The following is a 23,791-nucleotide window of genomic DNA, read 5'->3' as shown; positions in this document are numbered from 1 at the left end:
GGGGATTCAAAATCCCCCGCCTTCGGGTGTGCCGGTTCGAGTCCGGCCTCTGGTACCAATATTTCAGTACCAACGGATCTTTCGGTCAGTGAAGAGTCTTCGTAAGAAGAGTCTTGTTTGCCCAGGTGGTGGAATTGGTAGACACGCTGTGTTCAGGTCGCAGTGAGCTTACGCTCGTGGGAGTTCGAGTCTCCCCCTGGGCACCATCAACAACCTACCGTGTTGATGGTGCTGTGAATGACGATTCACTCGTCACACCCTTTTGCCGAAGTGGTGGAATTGGTAGACACGCTGTGTTCAGGTCGCAGTGGGCTCACGCCCGTGGGAGTTCGAGTCTCCCCTTCGGCACCATCAAAGGGTTTCCCTCTTCTAATTCTCTGTATCCGTTTTACTAGCGATATTTTCAGCCATTTTGGCGGCATGCTCGCCTGACTTTCTGCACCCGCTGACGCACAGCCATATCCTTTCAGGCCATATAGACTATTCTTCAAAGAGGACAAAGCGGAGAGTTCTCTATGGTTTCTAGTTCACGTTTAGCAGCTGGATCGTTATTGGCTGGTCTAATCAGCGGCGTCATTGTCGGCTTCCTGGTCCATGGATCAGGAGCTGAACCGCTAATGTCATTCGTATTGAGCGCAGCAATCGCTGCCAGCGTGACGACCTTTCTGCAATACAGGTTCTTAGTACGCCCAACGACACGCCTCATCACAAATCTGACGTCTTCGATCAAAGGCGACCGACACAACATTCAGCCAACAGCGAACTGGCTGGCCGGCGCCACGCAAGACATCAACAACTATCTGGCTTCAGCAAGACAGGTTCAGGAAGATCTTGCTGCCAACGGCGGACATATCGCCATCTCTGCAGCTGAAATGTCATACGCGGCAGACAAGTTGCAAAAGCGCATACACGATGAAGCAAAGGACAGTGAACAGATCGTTCACAGTACCGATCGCATATCTAACACCATGGAAGAAATGCTCGAGCAAACACGTGAAGCGGCACGCGCTACTAACGAAGCCATGGAAATTAACCGAGCAGGAAGTGAGGCCATCAATCGCACAATCCCCAAAATGGAAGAGACCCGAAACCAGGTACAAAGTAATGCAGAGTTGATTTCTAACCTCGAAGCGAAATCTGAAAACATCAGCAAAGTTACCAGCATCATTAATGACATTGCCGAACAGACCAACCTTCTGGCTCTTAACGCGGCGATCGAGGCTGCACGGGCCGGCGAACAAGGACGAGGGTTCGCCGTAGTTGCAGATGAAGTACGGGCTCTGGCAGGAAAAACATCCGATGCGACCGAACAGATTGGCACCACCATCACCCAGATAAATCAGGAAGTAAAACTCGCCGCGGGCAATAGTAGCAACCTGATCAAGGTCATCGATGAGGGTGTCAGTATGACACGAGAGCTGAACGACCATCTGACCGAAATAAATAAACGTGCCGACAACATACAACACGCCGTCAATGCACTGGTCGAAAACATGAACGATAACACTGGGCATATCCAGCATATTTCAGGAATTATCGGACAGACATCAGCGCATTATCAGGAAACAGAAAACGAAGTGGCATCCATCGCCGATAAGTCCGCTGGCCTGTCGGAATCTGCAGAAACTATTTTCGAGTCTTTCGGCAGTGGTAATTTAGGTGAACCCCACAACACGGTCAAAGCAGAAGCTTTTAATGCTGCTCAGGCTATTGGTCGTCTATTCGAAGAAGCAATTGCCAGTGGGAAGATCACACATGACGCTTTATTCAGTCGTGAATATCGTGAAATCCCCGGAACCAACCCTAAAAAGTTCTCCACGGACTTTGATGCTTTCACAGATGAGTTACTGCCTGATATTCAGGAACAGATTTTACAGCGAAATGCTTTCATCGCCTATGCGGGCGCAGTCGATGACAATGGGTACTTCCCTACCCACAACAAGAAGTTCGCTCAACCACTGAGTGGGGACTACCACAAAGACCTCGTGAACAATCGCACCAAACGTATCTTTGACGACCGTACCGGGTCACGCTGCGGCAGCAATCAGAGTATATTCCTACTTCAGACTTACAAGCGGGATACCGGTGAAATAATGCATGACCTGTCGGTGCCCATCTGGGTCAACGGAGAGCACTGGGGTGGCTTCAGGGTCGGTTATGCCAGCCAGCTCTCCATTCAGTAAAATGATCGCTGTGAAATGCAGATGAAGTTCAGGCGATGATGATTATTCCGCCTGAGCCTCATCAACTGACCAACACTCAATGCGGTTACGACCGTTTTCTTTCGCACGATAAAGGGCTTCATCTGCTTTCGACAACCAGGCTTCAGGGCTATCAGAATCCTCAGGTATCGCCGAATGACAACCGATACTGATGGTCACCCTGAATCCATGAGCAATCCGGTCGAGATAGATGGACTCGATGGACAGACGAATCGCCTCGGCTACCGCGGCAACCTGCTCCTGACTGAGCCCCGGTAATACGACGGCAAACTCTTCACCGCCATAGCGTGCAACCGAGTCTTTATTCTCAATCGTTTCGCTGATAGCACCTGAAATACAGCGAAGGATTTCATCCCCCGCCTGATGACCATAAGTATCGTTGACCTGTTTAAAGTGATCGATATCCAGCAATAGTATGGAGAAGTTCGCCCTGTCGTGGCGTGCTAACGCAAACTCGCGATCGAGGAAGTCATCGAAGAAACGACGATTCCTGACATTCGTCAGTGCGTCCGTGGTACTCATCCGCTCAAGCTGCTCGTTCACATTTTCGAGTTCCAGCGTTCTCTCACGCACCCGCATTTCGAGTGTTTCAGTGGCTCTCTTCTGAATATCTAAAGCCTTCTCCTGAGCTTCCCGCGCGGCTCGCTCATGCTCTAATGCTTTCTCCTGAGCTTTACGCGCGTTACGTTCCTGATCAAGGGCTTCCGTCTGAGCTTTACGTGCTAATTTTTCGTGCTCCAATGCACTGATCTGAGCTTCATAGCGTTCACGCTTTTCCTGATTCAGGCGGTCGGCCAGCGCAAACGACAGCAAAATCACCTCCATAGCCGAGCCAATCTGAAGTGAATTCTCAGTAAAAAAGTTTCTCGGGATAATATTGAACTTATTGAGCGCCAGTACGATGCCACCTAGTAAGAAACTGATCCATGCAATGGTGTAGTAGCGCGCGGCAACAAAGCCCTCAGCCCAACGCCTCACGCCAAGCACAATAGCACCGATCATGGCTAAAATGGCTACTACAATAAGCACGCGTATTAATGTGTGATAAGCGACCAGATTACTTAGAAACACGATGCCAATACATATAAGAATCAGCAGTCCAATCAATTTATTAAAGAAGGATTGGTCGGTATGAAGGTACAGAAACTTCCGGGTAAAAATACCGGCAAAAATAATGACGCCGGATAGTAGCACGATAATGCTCTGATCATTCCAGTGGATTGCAGATGGCCACAAGTACTGAAAGTTAATGCCCTGTAAACTACCGAGAAAGCCAGCCATACAGCCGACATAAAGTACGTAGAAAAGATAATTCCCTTCTTTAACCGAAAAGAAAACAAAGAGGTTATAAAACACCATAATCAGCATAATGCCGTAATACAGGCCAAGCCCTAACAGCTGGTTCTGATCATGAACAAAGAAGTCACGTTCATCCCACAGCGTCATCGGTACCTGCATCGAACTGGATGTTTCCACCCTGAAAACCCACTCCTGAATTTCTCCGGGATCAACCTCGAAAGGAACCAGAAAGTGGCGATGCGGCAACAGACGGTCACTGAATTCCTGCTTATCTCCCAGGCTGATTAGTTGCCACTCTCCTTCGTTGGTCTTGCGATACAAATCGATATAATCAAGAACCGGGTAAGAAATACTGATCAACCGACTAAGATGTCGATGGCCGGAGTTCGTGAGCTTAAAACGAAACCAGTACACCGAATTGGTATAACCGAACGATAAGTCTTCACGCGCCGCTTTCCAGCCGAGGCTCTCTTCGTCTCCAATGACCAGGTCACCTGACGTGTCCTCAACATAGCGAGTAATAAAGGCAAGATTCTGACCGGACTGTGCTTCAGCGACATCAAGCACATTGGTCTCTGGAGAATAACCGGGTATCGAAGCCACGCGCGCTGACGCGTCGTTAATTCCAACCAAATGCAATAGTAATCCCAGCAGCATCGCGATTAGCGGCTTCTGTACTTTCATTCCTGTTCCCTCTGCAAATACTACTTACAGTGTAGACGACGCTGTCAGTCCTGCAGGGTCAGAAACGAAAACCACCCACATGGGTGACGATGGCTGCAAAGCCCGCATTGTCAAACAAACGCAGAGCACGCAGAATACTGTTACATTTATTCATGAGTTATCGTTATGTACTTTCGTAGGTTTGCCGCAACAATCCGACATCTGGTCGCGCTGATGTTGATTACTATTGCTGGACTGGCCCATGCAGACAGCCAGGTCAATGCGCCAGAGTTCACATTGACAACTCTGGACGAAACGCGTCAGATATCTCTGTCAGAGTATCGCGGCAAGGTCATCTACCTTGATTTCTGGGCGTCCTGGTGTGGCCCATGCAGAAAATCATTACCATTACTCAACGAACTCCGGAATGAACTTAAAGATCGTGGTTTTGAAGTTCTGGCTCTTAATGTTGATGAAACCCGTGAAGAGGGGCTTCGCTTTCTGGCTGAGTACCCGGTTGACTACCCCACCCTGTTCGACGACCAGGCTACTGCCGCAACATACCAATTAAGAGGTATGCCAACGGCCTATCTGATTGATCATGAAGGAAAGCTGCACAGCCAGCACGTTGGTTTTAACCCCAAGGATATGACCAGTATCCGTAGCGAAGTCCTGTCACTGCTCAAGGCAGCAGAAGCGGACCAGTAATCACCGATAAAGAAAGATCAGGAGAGCACATGAGCGAGAGAAACGTATTTATTACCGGTTGCTCAACAGGTATCGGACGTGCCCTCGCCCGTGCTTGTATCGCTCGGGGCGATACCGTGGTAGCCACAGCCCGCAATATTGATGACCTTCAATACCTCGATCATGAGAATGCCATTCGCATGGCCCTGGATGTCAACGATGACGCTGCCATTCAAGCTGTTTTCAGCGAAATACGGGAGCGTATCGGCCACATCGATTTACTGATTAACAACGCCGGCTATGCTGCCATGGGCCCAGTCACTGAGTTGTCGAGAGAAAACCTTATGCGCCAGTTTGAGACCAATGTACTGGCGCCTGTCAGCGTCACAAGCGAAGCGCTATCCATGTTACGTGCCTCGGATACCGCTCAGGTCATTAACATCGGCTCAGTTTCTGGCATTCTGACCACCCCTTTTTCAGGTGCCTACTGCGCAACCAAGGCCGCCTTACACTCGCTGAGCGATGCCATGCGTATGGAGCTTGCGCCATTTGGCATCGAAGTCATCACAGTTCAGCCAGGGGCGATTCAATCAAGTTTTGGAGATAATTCCCTGGCCGGAGTCAGTGACCTTCTAAAGCCTGACTCATTGTTTAAATCCGTAGAAGATAAAATACGAGAGCGTGCTGTGGCTTCTCAACAAAACCCAACGACGGCGGAAGCATTTGCCAAAGAAATGTTACTGAGAATTCAGGGGAGCCCCGCCCCTGAGCTAAGAATAGGCAATGGCAGCACAGCGTTACCTCTGATGAAGCGCTGGCTACCCTTGCGACTTCTTGACCGGATACTCAGCCGTAAGTTTGGGCTTGACCGGTTGAAGGGCTGATCAGTCCGGGCGGTGCTCACGAGCCAGGTACTCGTGAGACTGCATTTCCAGCATACGTGATGTCGTGCGCTGAAATTCAAACTCGAGTTTTCCGGTGCTGTAGATGTCCGGAATAGGCGCATCCGCAGACATAATGACTTTCACACCGCGGTCATAAAACTCGTCGATCAAGTTAATAAAACGACGCGCCAGGTCATCGTTCTTAGACCCCATCGCTGGCACATCCGAAACGATAACCGCATGAAAAAGCTTACCCAGTTCGATGTAATCATTTTGCGAGCGTGGACCATCGCAAAGCGCATAAAAATCAAACCATGCAATGTCATCACATACGGCCTTCGCCGGTATCTTCCGTCCAAGAATCTCAACACTAGAGTTTGCTTCAACATGACGCGGGTCGGCAATAAGGCCCTGAAAGCTTTTCTCCAGACTGGAGTTCGCCTCAGAGTCCAGCGGGTGATGATACAACTCCGCCTGTTCGAGTGTCCGCAGACGGTAATCCACGCCACTGTCGACGTTCACCACCTCCGTAAACTGATTGAGCAACTTGATGGCCGGAACAAAACGATCCCGCTGTAGGCCATCTTTATAGAGGCCATCTGGCACAATATTCGATGTCGCTACCAGAGTGACGCCGCGGTCAAACAGCTCCTGCATCAGCCCGCCCAGGATCATGGCATCACCGATATCAGACACGAAGAACTCGTCAAAGCAGATAACCCGAGCTTCTTCGGCAATCTGGTCAGCGACGACGGTAAGTGGGTTCTTTGCACCGGCAAGTTTGGTCAGGTCACCGTGCACACGCTGCATAAAACGGTGAAAGTGCGTGCGCATCTTGCGCTTGAATGGTAGCGCATCATAGAAAGTGTCAACGAGGTACGTTTTACCGCGACCGACGCCTCCCCAGAAGTAGATCCCCTTCTCTGGTTCTGGCTTAGAGCGGCTCAGCTTTTTCGACAACTTACCCAAGACGCCCTGCTTTGCGCGACGCTGTTCGGCCGCCACAAGGTCATCGTAAAGACGTTGTAGATGCTTAACCGCCATCTCCTGAGCTGGGTCATATGAAAAATCGTCGCGCAGCAAATCTGCCTGATACAGTTCCCACGGGGTTGACACGGACACTCTCCAATAAGGATTTTCGGGGGGCGAAATTTACCGCTCAGGCCACAAAAGTGCAAATAGAGCACCTTTCAATGACTTGCCTTACTGAACATTCTCCCAGCTCAACGCTAGTGCGAATCAATGAACACCGACAACTCTTCGGTCAGTGTCGATGTCAGATCCGTGATCCGGCCATGAAAAAAGTGACCCGCACCTTCGAAAACCAGCCAATGAGGTTGCGGAACCACCAACTGCACCCAGCTCTCCACCTCATCAAAGGGCACGACTTCGTCTGCGTCGCCCATTAAAACCCAGGTTTCGATACCTTGAGGCAGAGTGGTCGGCGCATCAAAGTGGTGTACTGCGGGGGCGATCAAAACCAGTCCGCCAATCATTTCAGAATGATCACAACCGCAGAGGCAGGCCATTCCGGCACCAAACGAGAACCCAGCGAGAACAATCCGTTCCCAACCGAGTACTTCTTTGGCATAGGTTACGACGGACGCGACATCCTGCTGCTCTCCGACGCCATTATCGTGGGCCCCCTCACTATCGCCGACACCGCGGAAATTGAACCTGAGCGTATTCAACCCTAACCCTTTCGCCGCACGTACGGCTGTGGTCACGACCTTATTGTCCATAGTACCCGAAAATAAAGGGTGCGGATGACACATCACTAATCCCGTCTTAACACCCTCGATTTCCATCACCCTCGCATCGAGCGCACCAGCAGTACCGGGGATTCCAACGACTCTTTCTGCTCCCATTGCGCTAATCTCTTTGAAATTAATGGATTTGAACACGATATTGATATAGCTATTTGTTATCAATAGTGCCTTTTTATATACCTCTCTCCTTGGTATATTTGCGTCAAATTTATTTTGCCGGTTTTATACCTTTCAGAGAGCTAACAGGCCAACCATGACCGACTACAATCTGACCCACCTGAAACAGCTAGAAGCGGAGAGTATGCACATCATCCGCGAAGTAGCTGCCGAATTCGATAACCCCGTAATGCTTTACTCTATCGGTAAAGACTCTGCGGTAATGTTGCACCTGGCAAGAAAGGCCTTCTACCCTGGTAAGCCGCCTTTTCCTCTGATGCACGTAGACACCACCTGGAAATTCCGGGAAATGATTGAGTTCCGTGACAAGATGGCCAAAGACATTGGCATGGAGCTGATCGTTCACACCAACCAGGAAGGCGTAGAACAAGGCATTGGTCCATTCACGCACGGTTCGTCGAAGCACACTGACGTGATGAAGACACAGGCCCTCAAGCAGGCTCTGGACAAGTATAAGTTCGATGCTGCCTTCGGTGGTGCCCGTCGTGACGAAGAGAAATCCCGTGCAAAAGAGCGCGTGTACTCTTTCCGCGACAGCAAGCACCGCTGGGACCCGAAAAACCAGCGTCCAGAACTGTGGAATATCTATAACGGCAAAGTAAACAAGGGTGAAAGCATCCGTGTTTTCCCACTGTCGAACTGGACCGAGCTGGACATCTGGCAGTACATCTACCTCGAAGATATTCCGCTGGTACCTCTGTATTTCGCAGATAAACGCCCGGTTGTTGAACGCGATGGTATGCTGATTATGGTCGACGACGACCGTATGCCGCTTGAAGAAGGCGAAGTGCCAGAAATGAAATCTGTCCGCTTCCGTACTCTGGGGTGCTACCCACTGACCGGCGCGGTGGAGTCCGAAGCCGCAACGTTGCCCGAAATCATTCAGGAAATGCTGCTCACCACAACATCTGAACGTCAGGGCCGGGCTATTGACCACGATTCATCCGGTTCGATGGAGAAGAAAAAACAGGAGGGGTACTTCTAATGTCACACCAGTCAGATCTGATTGCTTCCGATATCCTTGAGTACCTGAAGCAGCACGAAAACAAGCAAATGCTGCGCTTCCTGACCTGCGGTAACGTAGACGACGGCAAATCCACCCTGATCGGCCGTCTGCTGCACGATTCCAAAATGATCTATGAAGATCAGCTGGCGGCAATCGAAAAAGACAGCGCCAAATCAGGCACCACAGGTGAAAAAGTTGACCTTGCACTTCTGGTCGATGGTCTGCAGGCGGAGCGCGAGCAAGGTATTACCATTGACGTTGCTTACCGCTACTTCTCCACCGCCAAGCGTAAGTTCATCATTGCTGACACCCCGGGACACGAGCAGTACACCCGCAACATGGCTACCGGCGCGTCAACCTGTGATCTTGCGATCATCCTGATTGATGCCCGTTACGGTGTTCAGACCCAGACCCGTCGACACAGCTTCATCGCCTCTCTGCTGGGCATCAAGCATGTGGTTGTAGCCATTAACAAAATGGACCTGATGGACTTCAGCGAAGACCGCTTCAATGAAATCCGTGAAGACTACCTCGACTTTGCTAACAAACTGAACCTCGACGATATTCGCTTTGTTCCTATGTCCGCACTGGATGGCGACAACGTCGTTGACCGCTCTGAGCGTGCACCTTGGTTCAAAGGTCAGACTCTCATGGAAATCCTTGAGTCTGTAGAAGTTGCCAAAGACAAAAACCTGGAAAACTTCCGCCTTCCGGTTCAGTACGTTAACCGACCTAACCTCGACTTCCGTGGATTCTGCGGCACGATTGCTTCAGGTACCATCAAGCCAGGCGAGACTGTTATGGCCCTGCCATCGCAGAAAACCAGCAAGGTTGAAAGCATCGTCACCTACGACGGTAACCTTGATGAAGGTTTCGTCGGTCAGGCCGTTACCCTGACTCTTGAAGATGAAATCGACATCAGCCGCGGTGACGTCATTGTTAAAGTTGATGATGTGCCAGACGTTGGTAGCCGACTCAACGCCAACATTGTATGGATGACCGAAGGTGCCATGGTGCCCGGTAAACCGTACGACCTGAAGTTCGCATCCAGCTCAACCTCGGGTACCTTCACACAGATCCACCACCTGATCGACGTGAACACGCTTGAACACAGCACTGCTGACCAGGTAGCGCTGAACGAAATCGCACTGGTCGAAGTATCCCTCGACAAAGCTGTACCGTATGACACCTACAGTAAAATTCCAGGCACTGGCGCTTTCATCATTATTGACCGCCTGACCAACGTTACTATTGGTGCAGGCATGATCGTCGGTGGCGCGGCTGCAGACGGCAGCAACACCTCACCGGTATCGGCGGACGAAAAAGCCCGTCGCTTTAACCAGAAGCCAGCCATCGTTGCGGTGAATGCAGCCAATGCGGAAGACATTGTCAACGCACTGGATCGTCGCCTGTATGAAATGGGGCGCGTCTCCGGTATTGCCACGGCCGAAACGGCTCAGGTACTGAAAGCGAACGGCCTGGTTGCTCTGGTAGCTGGCGGTGCCGATGGTGCTGACATCAGCCTCGCCGCAGATCAGGAGTCACTCGACAACCTGATCGCTGACCTGCAGGAGCAAGGCATCATCTGATTGCCTCGCCTTTAGAAGCCCGGTAGCAAGCCAGACAATGGCGGGCTATCGGGCTTTTTTGTGTCCATTTGCAGCTCAGCACCTGAAATCCGGTAAGCCGTTGAAATTCATACCGAAAAACTGTTGACAGGCTGAAAGATAGTGGCATAATACGCGCCACTTGAGACGCACACGCGACCAAGGAAGTTTGAAGTGGCTATGTAGCTCAGCTGGTTAGAGCACAGCATTCATAATGCTGGGGTCACTGGTTCAAGTCCAGTCATAGCTACCACGAATTCTTAAAGCCCCGAAGCAGCAATGCTACGGGGCTTTTTTTTGATTGCTTACTTTCGCACACAAAACCTCCACACGACCTTACCTCGGTTACGCTATTCTGAGAACTGATCATCATTCTCGTCTAAATAACAACTTATACTGATCATATGTTCAATTAATGGTGTCTGACTATGCCACTCCCACAAACTGCATCGCACGGTAATCCCGAGTACACACTTACTCGCCTGCTCGCGGATGCAATCGACCAACGCAAGCTGCCTGTCGGCGCCTGCGACATACTGAACTATTGCCAACACCTGAATAACAGTAAACAGCAGCAGTTCGTCATTCACACAGAGGCTGGCGACTTCTTTCTTAAGATGCAGCCAGCTTCAGAACTGGCCAGCGACCAGTTCGCAGCTGAAGTTTCGGGTCTTCTGGAAATCGCCAGAACGCAGGCTATCCGGACGGCTGTGCCCTACGCAACCGGCGAGGTAGATGGTCACTCATACATCCTGCTCTCCCACCTGCCGCTCGCGGTTCACGGCGACTGGCATCAGGCAGGTATTGAACTGGCCACTCTGCATAGTAACCTGAGTAGTCTGGGGTACGGCTATAACAAAACCACCTATTGTGGTTCTACCCCTCTGAATAATGGCTGGCGTAGCAACTGGTCTGACTTTTTCGTAGAGCAGCGTCTTAAGCCTCTGGTACGTGAGCTCGCAAGTCAGGGTGACGTTTTCGCCAGTGCAGACCGGGTTCTGCACGCCTGTTCAAATGCACTCAAAGGGCATCAACCTGACGCATCTCTTCTACATGGCGACCTATGGTCGGGCAATATCGGCTTTATTCCTGACAGTCGCGGTTCCCTCCCGGTAATTTACGATCCGGCCTGTTACTACGGCGATGCGGAAGCTGACCTGGCTATGACAGAACTCTTTGGACGTTTCCCCGATGCGTTTTATCAGGGCTATCAGAGCGTGCGCAAAATTGATGAGGATTATGAAGAACGACGCGGCATCTATCAGCTGTTTCATTTACTGAATCATGCAGTGCTCTTTGGTGGGCATTACGTTACTCAGAGCCGCGACTTGATGCGCCGGCTCTGAGTTGGCCAATTCATTCAGCACCGCTCAGGGATTGAGGCGCTGTTTTGTCCAGTCATTAGCATCACGCACATACTCCAGTCGGTCGTGCAGACGAGCTTCGCCTCCTTGCCAGAATTCGAAACGCTCAGGGCTCAACCGGTATCCTCCCCAATGATCAGGCACTGGAATATCGCACCCTTCAAATTCATTTTTCAGCTTGGTAAAACGGGCCTCGAGTTCAGCACGATTGGCCAGCGGGGCACTCTGGTCTGAGGCCCAGGCGCCTAATTGACTCTCACGCGGCCGGGAGTGGAAGTAGGCTTCCGTTTCTTCCCGCGAGATTTTCGTGACGACGCCCTGGATCATGGCCTGTCGCTCTTGAGCCAACCAGGCAAAGTGCAGAGCCGCTTTGGGGTTTTCTCCGAAATGGCGGGCCTTATTGCTGGTGTAATTGGTAAAGAATACAAACCCATCCTCGTCGTAACTCTTTAACAAAAGAATGCGCTGCCAGGGCTGACCTTCACTGTCGCAAGAGGCTACCGTCATCATGGTTGGCTCATCGGGTGATGCGGCTTTTTGCTCCTCAAACCACGCATGAAACTGGGTCATAGGATTTTCTGCCGCTGTATTTTCATCCAATCGTCCAGCCGTGTATTCACGACGGATATCAAACAGATCCACCATAAGATGACTCCTGTAATTTTGGTCTCGGGCTTATGTTAACATTCCCATCCAGACGCGTCCTGACCGACGTCAGTGAACAGATTGCAGAGGTTATTTCCCCAATGTCGCTTCAAAACTACCCTACCGCATCACTCATTCGCCGCCTTGCAGCCATGGCATACGATGCGCTGGTACTTCTCGCTCTCTATATCATTCTCGGTGGCCTGCTGGTTACGGCTATATCGGCAATGACAGGTCAGGAAGAGATGGTTCGCCTGAGTCCAGCCATGGTCGGCTCTGTCTTTTATTCCATCTGCTTTCTGTACTACATGCACTCGTGGCGCCGTGGTGGTCAGACCATTGGCATGAAGGCCTGGAATATCTACCTGATTACTAATGACGACTCCCCCGTCAAACTCAGCCACTGCATACTGCGCAGTGCGACTGGCTTTTTCTCATTAGCCATTGTTGGGCTGGGGTATTTCTGGATGCTAATTGATAAAAAAGAACGCACCTGGCATGACATTGCGTCGCTGACACGTATTGTGTATCGCCCGAAAGGCAGCTGACTTTCGTCAGCCGCTCTTACGAAGCAGGTAAATACCGATCAAAGCACTCAGAACGATGGGGATAATACTGGCCATGATGGGCGCAAAGCCCAATACAATACTGGCCGGAGCTAACATCTCTTCAAGGTATTTATACACCAGACCGACCAGAATACCTGAAAAGATCCGCGAGCCAGCAGTCACCTGACGTAACGGCCCAAAGATAAAGGCCGCACCGAGTAGTACCAGCGCAAAAGTACTTAGGGGTTGCGTGACTTTTTTCCAGAACGACAGTAAGTAGTTATCGGCATTCAGGTCCTGATCATCCAGATACTGAGCATAAGCGTAGAGGTTTGAGATCGACATATCCCGTGGCTCAATCATGACCACACTCAGGCTCTCTGGCGTCAGGCCAGAATCCCAACGCCTAGAGCCGTAAGAGGTGACGCTGCTCTGGTCGTCACTGATGAGCTGCTCACGAACGTTCTGCATCTGCCAGTGGCTACGCTGAAAGATCGCCCTCTCGGCACGCACAACACGGGTGAGTTCTTTTTCTGGCGAAAAGTAAAAAACGGCAATACCGTGCAACACGCCATTGGGTTCAACCGCCCGGAAGCGCATGAATTGGTCACCCTCACGATGCCAATAGCCCTTGCCTTTATTCGACAGCAGTTCGCCTTTGCCCTGTTGCACCGCCTTCTGAGACTGAGCCATTCTCTCCAACGTAGGAATCGCATACTCCGCCAAAGCAACACTCAGAACCATCAATACAGCAACTGGCTTGATGACCGACCAGATAATTCGGGTGACCGAAAGTCCGGCAGCCCGCATCACCGTCAGTTCACTGTTTGCTGCAAGCCCACCTAACCCCGCAAGACAACCAATCAAGCACGCCATGGGCATATATTCGTAAGCACGTCGTGGCAGACGTAACGCCATAAACTCAAGCGCTTCAACAAAACCGTAGGCACCCTTAAGCTGATCCAATTCGTCGACGAGCGTAAAAATCGCATCCAGGCCGACAATAACCAGAATCACCACAAGGGTGGCCATCAGAACGCTTTTACCAACATAGCGATCGAGACGGTTCACAGTACTCTCCCTGCCCGACGACGTCGGAGTATCTCAGGGCCAATCAGAAGCGCCAGCCCGATGATCAGGTAGATTAAATGCAATGCCCAGATCGCTACCGCCGGAACACGCTCCTTCTCAAGCATGCCTCGCATGGCAATCAATAACGAGATGTACACCATAAAAAGAATAATGGCAGGAAACATACGAGCGAAGCGCCCTTGCCTTGGATTAACTTTGGACAAAGGAAAAGCGATTAAAACCAGTACTGGCACCATCACAATCAATGACAGACGCCAATGCAACTGCGCCTGAAACTTGGGGTCTTCAGATGACAACAGATCAAGAGTAGCCACCGCATCTTTCCGAACTTTACGACGGTCTTCCGATTCATCTGCGATCTTCACGCCATATCGTTCAAATTCGAGTACCTGCAATTCTGCACTATCAGCGGCCAGATCAAAGCGCTTGCCATTATGAAGTTCCAGAAAACGCGAACCGGTTTCTGAGCTGAAGTACTGGCTGCCTTTCTCTGCGAGCATCAAGGTATCGCCATCGGCAATGAATACCTGATTCATCACCGTTTTATTCTCAGACAGAGACTCGGTATAGGTCACCCGTGTACCTTTCTTCATACTTTGGAATCTACCCGGTGCAAGCAGCTCGAACTCCGTCATTTCGGCTTGTTTTTCGTAGAGATCTTCCATTTTCTCCGCGCCAAGCGGGCTGAGATAGAGCGAAAAAGATCCCACGATCAACATGACCGCAGCACCCGGAACCATAGTGAAGAGCAACAAGCGACGATCAGAAAAACCGGTTGCTGAAAGCACACTCATTTCATTCTCGGAATACATGCGCCCATACGCCAGCAATACCGAGATGAACAGGGCCATGGGCAGGATCATTTCAAGAAACGACGGCATTCTCAGAAGCAGCGTAAAAAAAACGACTTCCAGAGGTATTTCACCGGCAGCGGCTGACGCAAGCTGATTGATAAGCCTGCCGCTCATCATAATCATGAGTAGAACGATAGTGACTGCGGCCATTGTGCCGAGTAACTCACGTGATAAATATCGAAATAAGATCAAACGGTGTCGCACCTGTTTCGTCGGGTAGTTACCTCTCTGTCGCAGCTGCCGGGTCAATCAGAGAGATCCACAAGGCAGCATTGTACTGTTTTTTTCAGCTTCCGTTACCCCAGCTACTTGTATTTTCCCGGTCTGGCCGCACACTTAGATGGAACATGTTATTTCGCTACATCGAATATGACCGAACCAGCCCCCTAAGGAGCCACGATGGATTTTCAGATTTTCACCGGTAACCCTGCAGAACTTCCTGCAGATACTCTCGTCGTCACAATTAACGATAACGGTGAGCTCTCTGCCTCTGCCGAAAAAATAGATTCTGCCTCGGGTGGAGCTATCCAGGCTCGAATCAGCGCAAAAGATGTCACGGGGAGTGCTGGCAGCTCTCTCACCCTGTATTCGCTGGCCAATACTCAAGCCAACCGCACCGTCATTGCCGGTAGCGGTAAAGAGAATCTTAATGCTGTCGATGCTAACAAAATCGCCAGTACAATCGGCAAAGCTATTGCAGGAAAAACCGGAACCGCCGCCGTTGATGTCTCTGCCCTGGCCACCGACAGCCGACCACAGGCCTGGTGGGCCGAGCAGATCGTACTCGCGGTTCACGCTGCGCAATACAAGTTCATCGCCACTCTGCCAGGGAAAGAACCATCACCCGCACTGGACACTCTCGTCTGGATTGGTGAAGACGTCAAAACAGCTCTGACCGTCGCCGATGCTAAAGGTCTGGGTACGTCTTACGCCAAAGAACTCGGCAATATGCCACCCAACATCTGCACTCCGACCTATCTGGCAGACGAAGCTCAGAAGCTGTCCGACGCTGCGGGCTTTAGCTGCAAGGTCTACGACGAGAAAGAAATGGAAGAGATGGGCGCGGGCGCTTTCTATTCCGTTGCCAAAGGCTCTTCTGAACCCGGCAAGCTGATTATCATGGAATACAAAGGTGCAGGCAAAGAAGCGCCTCACATGATTGTGGGCAAAGGTATCACCTTTGATACCGGCGGCATCAGCCTGAAGCCGGGTGCCAAGATGGACGAGATGAAGTACGACATGTGCGGCGCCGCATCTGTTTTGGGCACCATGAAAACAATCGCCGAGCTGAAACCGGCCATCAACGTGGTTGCTATCATTACCAGCGCTGAAAATATGCCAGCAGGCGACGCTAGCAAGCCGGGCGACGTTGTGACAACACTGTCCGGGCAGACCGTCGAAATTCTTAATACCGACGCCGAAGGCCGACTGGTGTTATGTGATGCGCTGACTCTGGGTATTCGTGACTACAAGCCAGCCACCTGTGTGGATGTTGCCACCCTGACCGGCGCTTGTATGGCGGCTCTCGGGAAGGTGAATTCTGGCTTGTTTACCACCGATGAAGAACTGGCTACTGAGCTGAATACTGCAGGCGCTTACTCCGGCGACCGCGTCTGGCGTTTACCGCTGGAAGACGATTACCAGTCACTGCTCGACAGTAACTTTGCAGATATCGCTAACATTGGCGGCCCTCTCGCGGGAGCGACAACTGCTGCGTGCTTCCTCTCACGCTTTACCGAGGGAACCCGCTGGGCTCACGTCGATATTGCCGGACCAGCATGGGGCGGTGATGGCACAAGCAAAGGTGCAACAGGACGTCCTGTTCCCCTGCTTACCACCTATCTGTTAAATAAAGTAAGCTGATTTCAGAGCTGACTTTTCGCCCGCATTAGCGGGCGAAGAATACCTCAGCGCGGTGCTCAGATGCCGCGTCGTCCATCGGGCGGGTTGAAATCACAACCCGATTCGATGGCACTCCCCGTCTTACAAGATATTGGTAAACGGCGCGTGCGCGCTGATAAGCCAGATCATCACGACGCGAGTCCTGATCCAGACCAGCCTGCTCACCTGTCCCCACAACCACTAACGTTACCCCAGGGCACTTGAAGAAATCGTCGCTGATTTCATCAAGACGAGGGAAGTACTCGCGTTGCAACAGGTACGAACTCTCAGAAAACTCAACCTGAGCATTTTTTAATTGAAGCCCACAATCTGCAACATGAGTTCTGGCTACTCGTTGGCTGGCCACCTGATATGGCTGATATAAAGGCGTGCGCGCTTCATCCGGATCATAGCTACGACCAGCCTGACCGCGACTGGCGGGTGCATATGGGTACCAACTGAGGCCCAGGCCCCAACTGAACACATCGCCCGATAGCCTTTCTGCAGTTGCTTTCAGTTCAACGCCCGACGACAAACCGTAAGTCACACCGCCTCCAAGAGACAGGTTTACCGAGTTTTCCAGTTCGTTATCGGCACTACCGGAAACAAACATACGGCTGACGCCACTGGAGATAAACCAATTCAATTTGTGAGGCCAAGTGTCGTCGTATCGACGGTTGGAATACCAGATGGATGGGTACCAGGCGACAGTGGCAGCGGCAAAGCTGTATTCAGAATTCTCCACCGCATTATCTCTCAGCGCCTGGAGTTCGCCCTTCTGACTGAAATCAAACTCAAGAGCCCACTGGTCAAACAAGTCATAGCCCGCACCGAGGCTCACACCCCAGTCGTGCCGGTCAGAGACGGTGTAAACACTGCCTTCGGTCTCTGGGCTGAAACGCGAATATTCTGCACTGCCCGTTATATAAAGACGTTCTTTCGATAACTCAGCCGCAGTTGCAGGCAGGGCCACCATGGTGCTTAAAGAAAGGATCAGCGCGATTGAACGGCGACGAATTAACAGAAGAGCAAGCATCCCCCAAAGCATTGAGAAAGCGCCGACACCAGTCGAAGAAGTCATATGATCTGATAGAGTTTCTGGTGCTTCAGGAGCCTGATCACCACCTTCGCTTCCATCGTCTTCATCCACATCAGGTGCTTGATACTGGGTATCATCATCGAGGTAGTCCGGAATGCCATCGCCGTCGGAATCCGGACATTCGCCAGCCACAGGGCACTCTTCAGCATCGCCTACACCATCACCATCAGAGTCACCACCACCAGGCGCTGTATCCGGATCTTCAGCATCGAGAATACCATCGCCGTCACTGTCCACTGACATATAGTCCGGCGTGCCATTACTGTCTGTGTCACGGCAGTATGGATAACCTTCAGGACACTCCTCTGAATCGCTAAGCCCGTCGCTGTCACTATCACCGCCGTTCTCTCCCTGAGATGCATCGACCTGGGATGGAATACCGTCACCGTCTGCGTCATCAGTGAGTGCGCTGCCAAACAAAGTTTCATCTTCATCGCTGACACCATCGTTATCACTATCGGTATCAGCGTAATCCGGGAGGCCATCGCCATCGGTATCAAGCGGCATCCAATCGTCTCGCAGACCGTCATCGTTAACATCCGGTCCGTTATCCACAACGCCATCTCCATTTATGTCGGCATCGTAGCGGTTGTCATAACCATCGCCATCATCATCGGCCGGGCTGACAATGCCTGCCTCATAACCATCATGAATCGAATCAGAATCGCTGTCTGACTGCATATAGTTGGGTACGCCGTCCTGATCCGCATCACCGCAGCATTCATAAACATCAGGCAAGGCATCAGTATCGCTATCACCGCCACCCAGTGAATTAACGGGGTCACGGACATCGGCGATTCCATCGCCATCGGCATCATTCAACGTTTCGGAGAGGTCATCGATGCCATCAGCGTCACTGTCTGTATCAAGCAAATCCGGTGTGCCGTTATTATCGGTATCCAGAAGGGCAAAGTCGGCGACGCCATCTCCATCACTATCGGGTGCCCCCGTGCTGTCTGCGTCCATTGCGTCATCTATGCCATCATTATCAGAGTCGCGACCTGACAGAGCGACTGCCAGCTCTTCATCATCACGGAAATCATCGCCATCTGAATCACGACGCGCAGGATCTGAACCGATCAGGCGTTCGACGTAATTCGACAGGCCATCCTGATCAGAATCATTGGTTGGCGTGAAAACATCGGCAATACCATCGCCATTTTCATCCCGAGGGTTGCTGGCGTCACTGCCCACTTCAGGGCCATCAAGCACACCATCGTTGTCGGTATCAGGGTTTTCCGGGTCAGTACCTACCAGAGCCTCATCACTGTCGCTCAACCCGTCGTTATCATCGTCGGTATCAGTGACATCCGATACACCGTCGTTATCATTGTCTGCCGGAATACTGCTATCGTCCTTCGGATCAGAACCTGCAATTGTCTCATCAGCATCGGTATAACCATCACCGTCATCATCTGTGTCTGCGTTGTCACCAATGCCGTCGCCGTCGGTATCTTCTGTTTCCGTCGGGTCATTCGGGAAGGCATCCTCTGGATCGATCACGCCGTCTTCATCAGAATCCAGTGTGATCGCCAGCGTAAAATAATCACCGGTCGTCAGTTCGACCCCTGCAATTTCCCCCGTAGAACGATTCACTTCTCCGACACGCACAGCCTCCTCAGAGAAGTCATCATCAGCATTGCGACGGACCAGATAAACCCGCGTTCCCGGTGCAAGTACCGGCAGATCAAATTTCATCGCAAGTGGCGCGATAAGGTTGCTTGCCTGATAAAGCCAGACGCGCTCCGAGCGATAGGAATATGACCCGGAAATATCAGCGTTCGAGAAAGAAACCGCACCGCCGTTATGCCCCATCAAAGCGAAAGAGCGGTCAGCACCCAAAACCGGACGAGCAATATTATTACCGGAAGCAAAATCAGTGGTCGTAGAAACCGTTAATTCAGGAGATCTGACCGACCTGGAAATGAGCTGGTTCAGGCCACTCGTATCATCACGCCCAAGACCAAAGACGTCGGTGTTATAAGCTGAATCGACCGTCGACTGCCAGACCACGGTATTGTCCGAAGCCAGGTAGTCACCTGACAGCCCGATTCCGTGTTTTACGGCCAGGTAGCTGTGCACACGCTGCAGTTGATTTTCGCTCAACTCATCGGCATACCAGATCACTTCCATGATATCGCCGTTGAACGGTTGCGCGCTCTCGGCGAATCGTGTGCCATAACCAATAGATATAGTGTCCCCCCGGGTTACAACGGGCTCATCAGCGACGCTGAAAGCCTGAGTATCATTATAACCAAGTGTGACATCGGTATTATTCGAACCACCAACCACCGCAAAGTTGATCACGCTTTCTGATAATGGAATGGGAGAGCTATAGAGATAATCTGGCCAGGCTGAAAACTCCGACTCAAAGCTGAGCTGTAAACGGCCTGCGTAGTCTGAATCATCCCCCGCTACCGATAAACCGGGCTCAGCGGCTTCCGGTAGACTGCTGTTGGCCAGACCCATAATCCGAGCAACACTGTCGGTATCAGGAAGGCTGTTCAAACGGGTGACAGCAATCATGGTGAGCGGTGTGACATTGTCACCCTCTTCCACCAACGAGGCATCCGTATCATGAAACAGGCGATTATTCTGGTAACCCGTGGTGTAGGGATGGAAGTTGTGTTCTGCATCCGCTGCGCTCAGTGCCCACGGTGCCGCAGAACCGGTTACACGCACTTCGACATTATTTGAGGCGCCGGAATTATCTTTCCAGGCAACGGCGATATCGCCGGCATCATCCGACTTTAACCAAAGGCCAGCATCATTGAAGGATACACCACCCGGCGCGGCCTGAACTGACACAGAAAAAGTGCATAGTACCGACAGCAGAGAGGCAGTCGACCATTGAAACAGCTTCATACAATTATCTCCGTACCTTCCACGCGTGGGGAGCTGTCAGCCGACCGTTATTATTGTTAATTGCCGACAACCGTGGCGGTAAGGATGTATCTTAAAAAGACAGCCCCCAGATTACAATGTGTAACCTGAGGGCTTACATATGATTTACGGGTGTTTACTCACTCAGAGTGGTCGCCAAAATAGAGTTCAACACGGCGCTTCTCGTCTTCGCTCAGACCTCTGGAGGCATCAACACCTCGTGAAATTTTAACGATTCGGTTTGAAGGCACGCCCCGCTCCATTAGGTACTGCGCTACAGACTCTGCTCGTTTCAGAGCCAGCGCTTCGTTATAGCGCTTGGAGCCGCGACTGTCTGTATAGCCAATCAGAGTGATTTCAAGATCAGGACACGAGAAGAAATCTTCTGCTGCCATATCAAGACTTTCATCAAACTCAGAACTCAGGCGGGATGAATCATAAGCGAACAGTACATCCGCCCTTGAACGCTCAACCTGACACACCTCTTCTTTACCTGCAGCGGTAGGTTCAATCACAACGACTGGTTGCGCAGAAGGTACGGCAACATCAACAGGTGCGTAAACCGGCAATGCAGCTTCTTCGATCACCTGAGATTCACGCTTCCATGATCGATTCTCAGACGCGAACGGATACCAGATCAGACTCAGACCATACGTCAGAACATCCCCCGAGATCCGATCTAAAGAACCACGGAGTTGAAGCTTAGGCGTCAGACCGTAAGTCACACCCGCGCCGTACATTATGTTCATCGAGTTCTCACTCTCAGAGAGAGCATCGCCTGAAGTATTGAGGTGTGACACACCACCAGTCAGATACCAGTTGAACTTCTCTGGCCAGTCTCCGGCGTAGCGCTCATTTTCCTTCCAGATTGCAGGAAACCACTTCGCGGACAGAACCGCAGCATCGTACTCAATACCCACGTCACTGCCTGCGGTTGCTGCCTCCAGCTCGCCTTTTGTCGCGTAAGAAAACTCTACTGCCAACTCATCCAACAGGTCGTACCCCAAGCCAAGACCTGCACCCCAATCATGACGGTCGGTGATTCTGATACCACCACCTTCAGTGATAGGGGCAAAGCGTGAGTACTCCAGCGAACCCAGTACATACAGGCGCTCTTTATCGGCTTCTACCGCGGCCGCTGGCAAAGACGCGACTGCAAGCAGCAGCGCCAGATGCCGACGGCGGACAAGGAGAAGTGCAGCAACCACCCAGAGCAGGCTCATAGACCCCGATCCTGTTGATGTCCGCAGATAGCCTTCATTGCTATCAACCACACCGTTGTCATTGCTGTCAGTGTTCTCTTTACCATCTTCAATGCCATCTCCATCAGAGTCAGGGTTAAGAGGATCTGAACCGGCAGCCACCTCATCGCCATCAGACACACCATCGTTGTCTGAGTCTGCATTGTTCGGATCAGTGCCGCGCTCAGCTTCATCCTCATCCGTCAGCCCGTCATTATCGGTATCGGTATTACCCGGCGCCTGGTCAATGCTGTCGTCAGTGTCATCAAGGTAATCTGGAGTTCCGTCACCATCGCTGTCTTCACAGCTCGGATAACCCGCAGAACACTCGTCTTCGTCACTGATGCCGTCGCCATCACTGTCCCCGCCTGAGGTGCCGGTATCACCGTTGTCGCCATCTACGCGGTCCGGGATACCATCACCGTCGGTATCGCGATCCGGGAAGGCGCCATAACCAGACTCTTCTTCATCAGGTATACCATCATTGTCGCTGTCGGTATCACGATAATCGGCGAGGCCATCGCCATCAGAGTCGATTGGCTGCCAGAAGTCGTTAATACCATCGAGGTTCCCGTCAGGACCATTATCAACATTACCGTCGCCATCTATATCTGCGTCATAGGTATCGTCGTAGCCATCCAGATCGGTATCGTTGCCACTGATACCAGCTTCAATAACGTCATCGATAAAGTCACTGTCGGTGTCGGTCTGCATGTAATCAGGCTGACCATCACGGTCTGTGTCGTAGCAGCACTCAATCGCATCAGGGATGAAATCACCATCACTGTCGCCACCACCAACAGCAGTCACAGGGTCTACGAGGTCTGGAATACCATCACCATCCGCATCTGCCAGCGTCTCATTGATGTCATCAATACCATCGTTATCACTGTCTGTGTCTAACAGGTTAGGTATGCCATCTCCATCGACATCGACAATCGCGAAGTCAGCTACGCCGTCACCATTCTCGTCTGGCGCTCCGATAACACTGGCGTCCAGCGCATCGTCAATACCGTCGTCATCGATGTCTTCACCGGTGAGCACAACAGCGATCTCTTCATGATCACGATAGCTGTCACCATCGCTGTCACGCGCCTCTGGATCTGATCCGATCAGAGTTTCGAGGTAGTTTGAGAGACCATCGCTATCACTGTCATTCGTGCTGTCCAGAGCATCTGGAGTGCCGTCCCCATCTTCATCAGAAGGGTTGTTGGTATCACCAATTTCAGTGCCGTCATCTACACCATCGCCATCGGAGTCGGGATTCTTCGGATCTGTACCGAGATTCTCCTCGTCTTCGTCAGAAATGCCGTCGTTATCATCGTCGTCATCGTTAACATCAGAGATGCCGTCACCGTCGTTGTCTGCAGGGACATCGTTCGGATCAAGTGGGTCACTACCATTCTGATTCTCGTCGTCGTCAGAGTAGCCATCACCATCATCATCGTTATCGGCGTTATTGCCAACGCCATCGCCGTCTGTATCCGTATCTTCATTCGGATCGTTCGGGAAAGCGTCGTCTTCGTCATTCACACCGTCGTTGTCATCATCATCGTCGTTAACATCTGACACACCGTCACCATCGTTATCCGCTGGAGTATCATTCTCATCCAGAGGATCAGTACCGCTGTCAATCTCATCCTGGTCGTTGTAACCGTCGTTATCATCGTCGGTATCTGCGTTGTTACCTGTGCCATCCCCATCGGTATCCGTGTCTTCATTCGGATCGTTCGGGAAGTCATCTTCATCATCGTTTACGCCGTCGTTATCGTCGTCATTATCGATGTTGTCAGGTACCCCGTCTCCGTCGTTGTCGTTACCAACATCGTTTGGATCAAGAGGATCAGTGCCAGCCGCAACTTCGGTTTCG

16 protein-coding genes and 3 tRNA genes are annotated in these 23,791 nt (G+C 51.5%); 11 read left to right on the top strand and 8 right to left on the bottom strand.

The annotated features are described in order from the left end of the window. Positions 1 to 119: 119 nt before the first annotated feature. The 3 genes from B2R29_RS12970 (at position 120) to B2R29_RS12960 (ending at position 2,183) form a co-directional block, all read left to right on the top strand. A tRNA-Leu gene (locus tag B2R29_RS12970) sits at positions 120 to 206 on the top strand. Positions 207 to 264: 58 nt separating this feature from the next. Then, positions 265 to 351: transfer RNA gene (locus B2R29_RS12965), tRNA-Leu, on the top strand. A 266-nt stretch (positions 352 to 617) separates the two neighbouring features. Further along, positions 618 to 2,183 (top strand): methyl-accepting chemotaxis protein, encoded by a 1,566-nt coding sequence (locus B2R29_RS12960; RefSeq protein WP_301181448.1) that lies wholly within the window; start codon positions 618 to 620, stop codon positions 2,181 to 2,183. Positions 2,184 to 2,225: 42 nt separating this feature from the next. Here the strand turns inward: B2R29_RS12960 and B2R29_RS12955 are convergent, their stop codons facing one another. Further along, the gene (locus tag B2R29_RS12955) at positions 2,226 to 4,205 is read right to left on the bottom strand and encodes a sensor domain-containing diguanylate cyclase (RefSeq protein WP_301181447.1); all 1,980 of its coding nucleotides are present in this window, start codon (positions 4,203 to 4,205) and stop codon (positions 2,226 to 2,228) included. 165 nt (positions 4,206 to 4,370) lie between these two features. Here B2R29_RS12955 and B2R29_RS12950 point away from each other — a divergent pair, with 165 nt between their 5' ends. Both B2R29_RS12950 and B2R29_RS12945 read left to right on the top strand, forming a co-directional pair. Then, positions 4,371 to 4,892, top strand: coding sequence for a TlpA family protein disulfide reductase (locus B2R29_RS12950; RefSeq protein WP_301181446.1), 522 nt, complete (start codon positions 4,371 to 4,373; stop codon positions 4,890 to 4,892). A 29-nt stretch (positions 4,893 to 4,921) separates the two neighbouring features. After that, positions 4,922 to 5,755, top strand: a complete 834-nt coding sequence (locus B2R29_RS12945; protein ID WP_301181445.1) for an SDR family oxidoreductase — start codon at positions 4,922 to 4,924, stop codon at positions 5,753 to 5,755. Here B2R29_RS12945 and zapE read toward each other — a convergent pair whose 3' ends face one another. Together zapE and B2R29_RS12935 are read right to left on the bottom strand one after the other, a co-directional pair. Next, positions 5,756 to 6,871: a cell division protein ZapE gene (zapE, locus tag B2R29_RS12940; RefSeq protein WP_301181444.1), complete on the bottom strand. Its 1,116-nt coding sequence runs from the start codon at positions 6,869 to 6,871 to the stop codon at positions 5,756 to 5,758. A gap of 113 nt (positions 6,872 to 6,984) precedes the next feature. Beyond that, positions 6,985 to 7,623, bottom strand: a complete 639-nt coding sequence (locus B2R29_RS12935) for an alpha/beta hydrolase (RefSeq protein WP_301181443.1) — start codon at positions 7,621 to 7,623, stop codon at positions 6,985 to 6,987. Positions 7,624 to 7,777: 154 nt separating this feature from the next. On the opposite strand from B2R29_RS12935, the gene cysD reads away from it, so the two are divergent. The 4 genes from cysD to B2R29_RS12915 all read left to right on the top strand — a co-directional run bounded on the left by cysD (position 7,778) and on the right by B2R29_RS12915 (position 11,660). Beyond that, on the top strand, positions 7,778 to 8,686 hold the full coding sequence (gene cysD, locus B2R29_RS12930) for a sulfate adenylyltransferase subunit CysD (RefSeq protein WP_301181442.1): 909 nt from the start codon (positions 7,778 to 7,780) through the stop codon (positions 8,684 to 8,686). Beyond that, positions 8,686 to 10,296, top strand: a complete 1,611-nt coding sequence (gene cysN, locus B2R29_RS12925; protein ID WP_301181441.1) for a sulfate adenylyltransferase subunit CysN — start codon at positions 8,686 to 8,688, stop codon at positions 10,294 to 10,296. The genes cysD and cysN overlap by 1 nt, the downstream gene beginning before the upstream one ends. A gap of 194 nt (positions 10,297 to 10,490) precedes the next feature. Beyond that, positions 10,491 to 10,567 (top strand) — tRNA-Met (locus tag B2R29_RS12920). A 175-nt stretch (positions 10,568 to 10,742) separates the two neighbouring features. After that, positions 10,743 to 11,660 (top strand): fructosamine kinase family protein, encoded by a 918-nt coding sequence (locus tag B2R29_RS12915; RefSeq protein ID WP_301181440.1) that lies wholly within the window; start codon positions 10,743 to 10,745, stop codon positions 11,658 to 11,660. 24 nt (positions 11,661 to 11,684) lie between these two features. Here the strand turns inward: B2R29_RS12915 and pdxH are convergent, their stop codons facing one another. After that, complete coding sequence (gene pdxH, locus B2R29_RS12910; protein WP_301181439.1) at positions 11,685 to 12,323, bottom strand: pyridoxamine 5'-phosphate oxidase; 639 nt, start codon at positions 12,321 to 12,323, stop codon at positions 11,685 to 11,687. Positions 12,324 to 12,355: 32 nt separating this feature from the next. Between pdxH and B2R29_RS12905 the strand changes: the two genes are divergently transcribed. Further along, positions 12,356 to 12,871, top strand: coding sequence for an RDD family protein (locus B2R29_RS12905; protein WP_301181438.1), 516 nt, complete (start codon positions 12,356 to 12,358; stop codon positions 12,869 to 12,871). Between the two features lie 6 nt (positions 12,872 to 12,877). On the opposite strand, the gene lptG is transcribed toward B2R29_RS12905, so the two are convergent. Together lptG and lptF are read right to left on the bottom strand one after the other, a co-directional pair. Continuing rightward, positions 12,878 to 13,942 (bottom strand): LPS export ABC transporter permease LptG, encoded by a 1,065-nt coding sequence (gene lptG, locus B2R29_RS12900; RefSeq protein WP_301181437.1) that lies wholly within the window; start codon positions 13,940 to 13,942, stop codon positions 12,878 to 12,880. Further along, entirely contained in the window at positions 13,939 to 15,009 is a 1,071-nt protein-coding gene (gene lptF, locus B2R29_RS12895; RefSeq protein WP_301181436.1) for an LPS export ABC transporter permease LptF, read from the bottom strand. The genes lptG and lptF overlap by 4 nt, the downstream gene beginning before the upstream one ends. 207 nt (positions 15,010 to 15,216) lie before the next feature. Between lptF and B2R29_RS12890 the strand changes: the two genes are divergently transcribed. Then, positions 15,217 to 16,680 carry a leucyl aminopeptidase gene (locus tag B2R29_RS12890; RefSeq protein WP_301181435.1) on the top strand — a complete coding sequence of 488 codons (1,464 nt, stop codon included), beginning with the start codon at positions 15,217 to 15,219 and terminating at the stop codon, positions 16,678 to 16,680. A gap of 25 nt (positions 16,681 to 16,705) precedes the next feature. On the opposite strand, the gene B2R29_RS12885 is transcribed toward B2R29_RS12890, so the two are convergent. Then, complete coding sequence (locus tag B2R29_RS12885) at positions 16,706 to 20,662, bottom strand: OmpA family protein (RefSeq protein WP_301181434.1); 3,957 nt, start codon at positions 20,660 to 20,662, stop codon at positions 16,706 to 16,708. A 158-nt stretch (positions 20,663 to 20,820) separates the two neighbouring features. After that, positions 20,821 to 23,791: OmpA family protein (locus tag B2R29_RS12880; protein WP_301181433.1), on the bottom strand; the 2,971-nt coding region annotated here is incomplete at its 5' end.

This window comes from Thalassolituus sp. UBA3500 (assembly GCF_002377545.1).
Lineage (GTDB): Bacteria > Pseudomonadota > Gammaproteobacteria > Pseudomonadales > Oceanobacteraceae > Thalassolituus.
This window is presented reverse-complemented; position numbering and strand designations above follow the sequence as displayed.

Excerpts from the sequence above, each read along its gene's own strand:
- B2R29_RS12915 (WP_301181440.1), top strand. The coding sequence starts at position 10,743 with ATGCCACTCCCACAAACTGCATCGCACGGTAATCCCGAGTACACACTT.
- B2R29_RS12950 (WP_301181446.1), top strand. The coding sequence starts at position 4,371 with ATGTACTTTCGTAGGTTTGCCGCAACAATCCGACATCTGGTCGCGCTG.
- B2R29_RS12885 (WP_301181434.1), bottom strand. The coding sequence starts at position 20,662 with ATGAAGCTGTTTCAATGGTCGACTGCCTCTCTGCTGTCGGTACTATGC.
- B2R29_RS12890 (WP_301181435.1), top strand. The coding sequence starts at position 15,217 with ATGGATTTTCAGATTTTCACCGGTAACCCTGCAGAACTTCCTGCAGAT.
- cysD (WP_301181442.1), top strand. The coding sequence starts at position 7,778 with ATGACCGACTACAATCTGACCCACCTGAAACAGCTAGAAGCGGAGAGT.
- B2R29_RS12935 (WP_301181443.1), bottom strand. The coding sequence starts at position 7,623 with ATGGGAGCAGAAAGAGTCGTTGGAATCCCCGGTACTGCTGGTGCGCTC.
- B2R29_RS12960 (WP_301181448.1), top strand. The coding sequence starts at position 618 with ATGTCATTCGTATTGAGCGCAGCAATCGCTGCCAGCGTGACGACCTTT.
- cysN (WP_301181441.1), top strand. The coding sequence starts at position 8,686 with ATGTCACACCAGTCAGATCTGATTGCTTCCGATATCCTTGAGTACCTG.
- B2R29_RS12955 (WP_301181447.1), bottom strand. The coding sequence starts at position 4,205 with ATGAAAGTACAGAAGCCGCTAATCGCGATGCTGCTGGGATTACTATTG.
- B2R29_RS12905 (WP_301181438.1), top strand. The coding sequence starts at position 12,356 with ATGTTAACATTCCCATCCAGACGCGTCCTGACCGACGTCAGTGAACAG.
- B2R29_RS12945 (WP_301181445.1), top strand. The coding sequence starts at position 4,922 with ATGAGCGAGAGAAACGTATTTATTACCGGTTGCTCAACAGGTATCGGA.
- pdxH (WP_301181439.1), bottom strand. The coding sequence starts at position 12,323 with ATGGTGGATCTGTTTGATATCCGTCGTGAATACACGGCTGGACGATTG.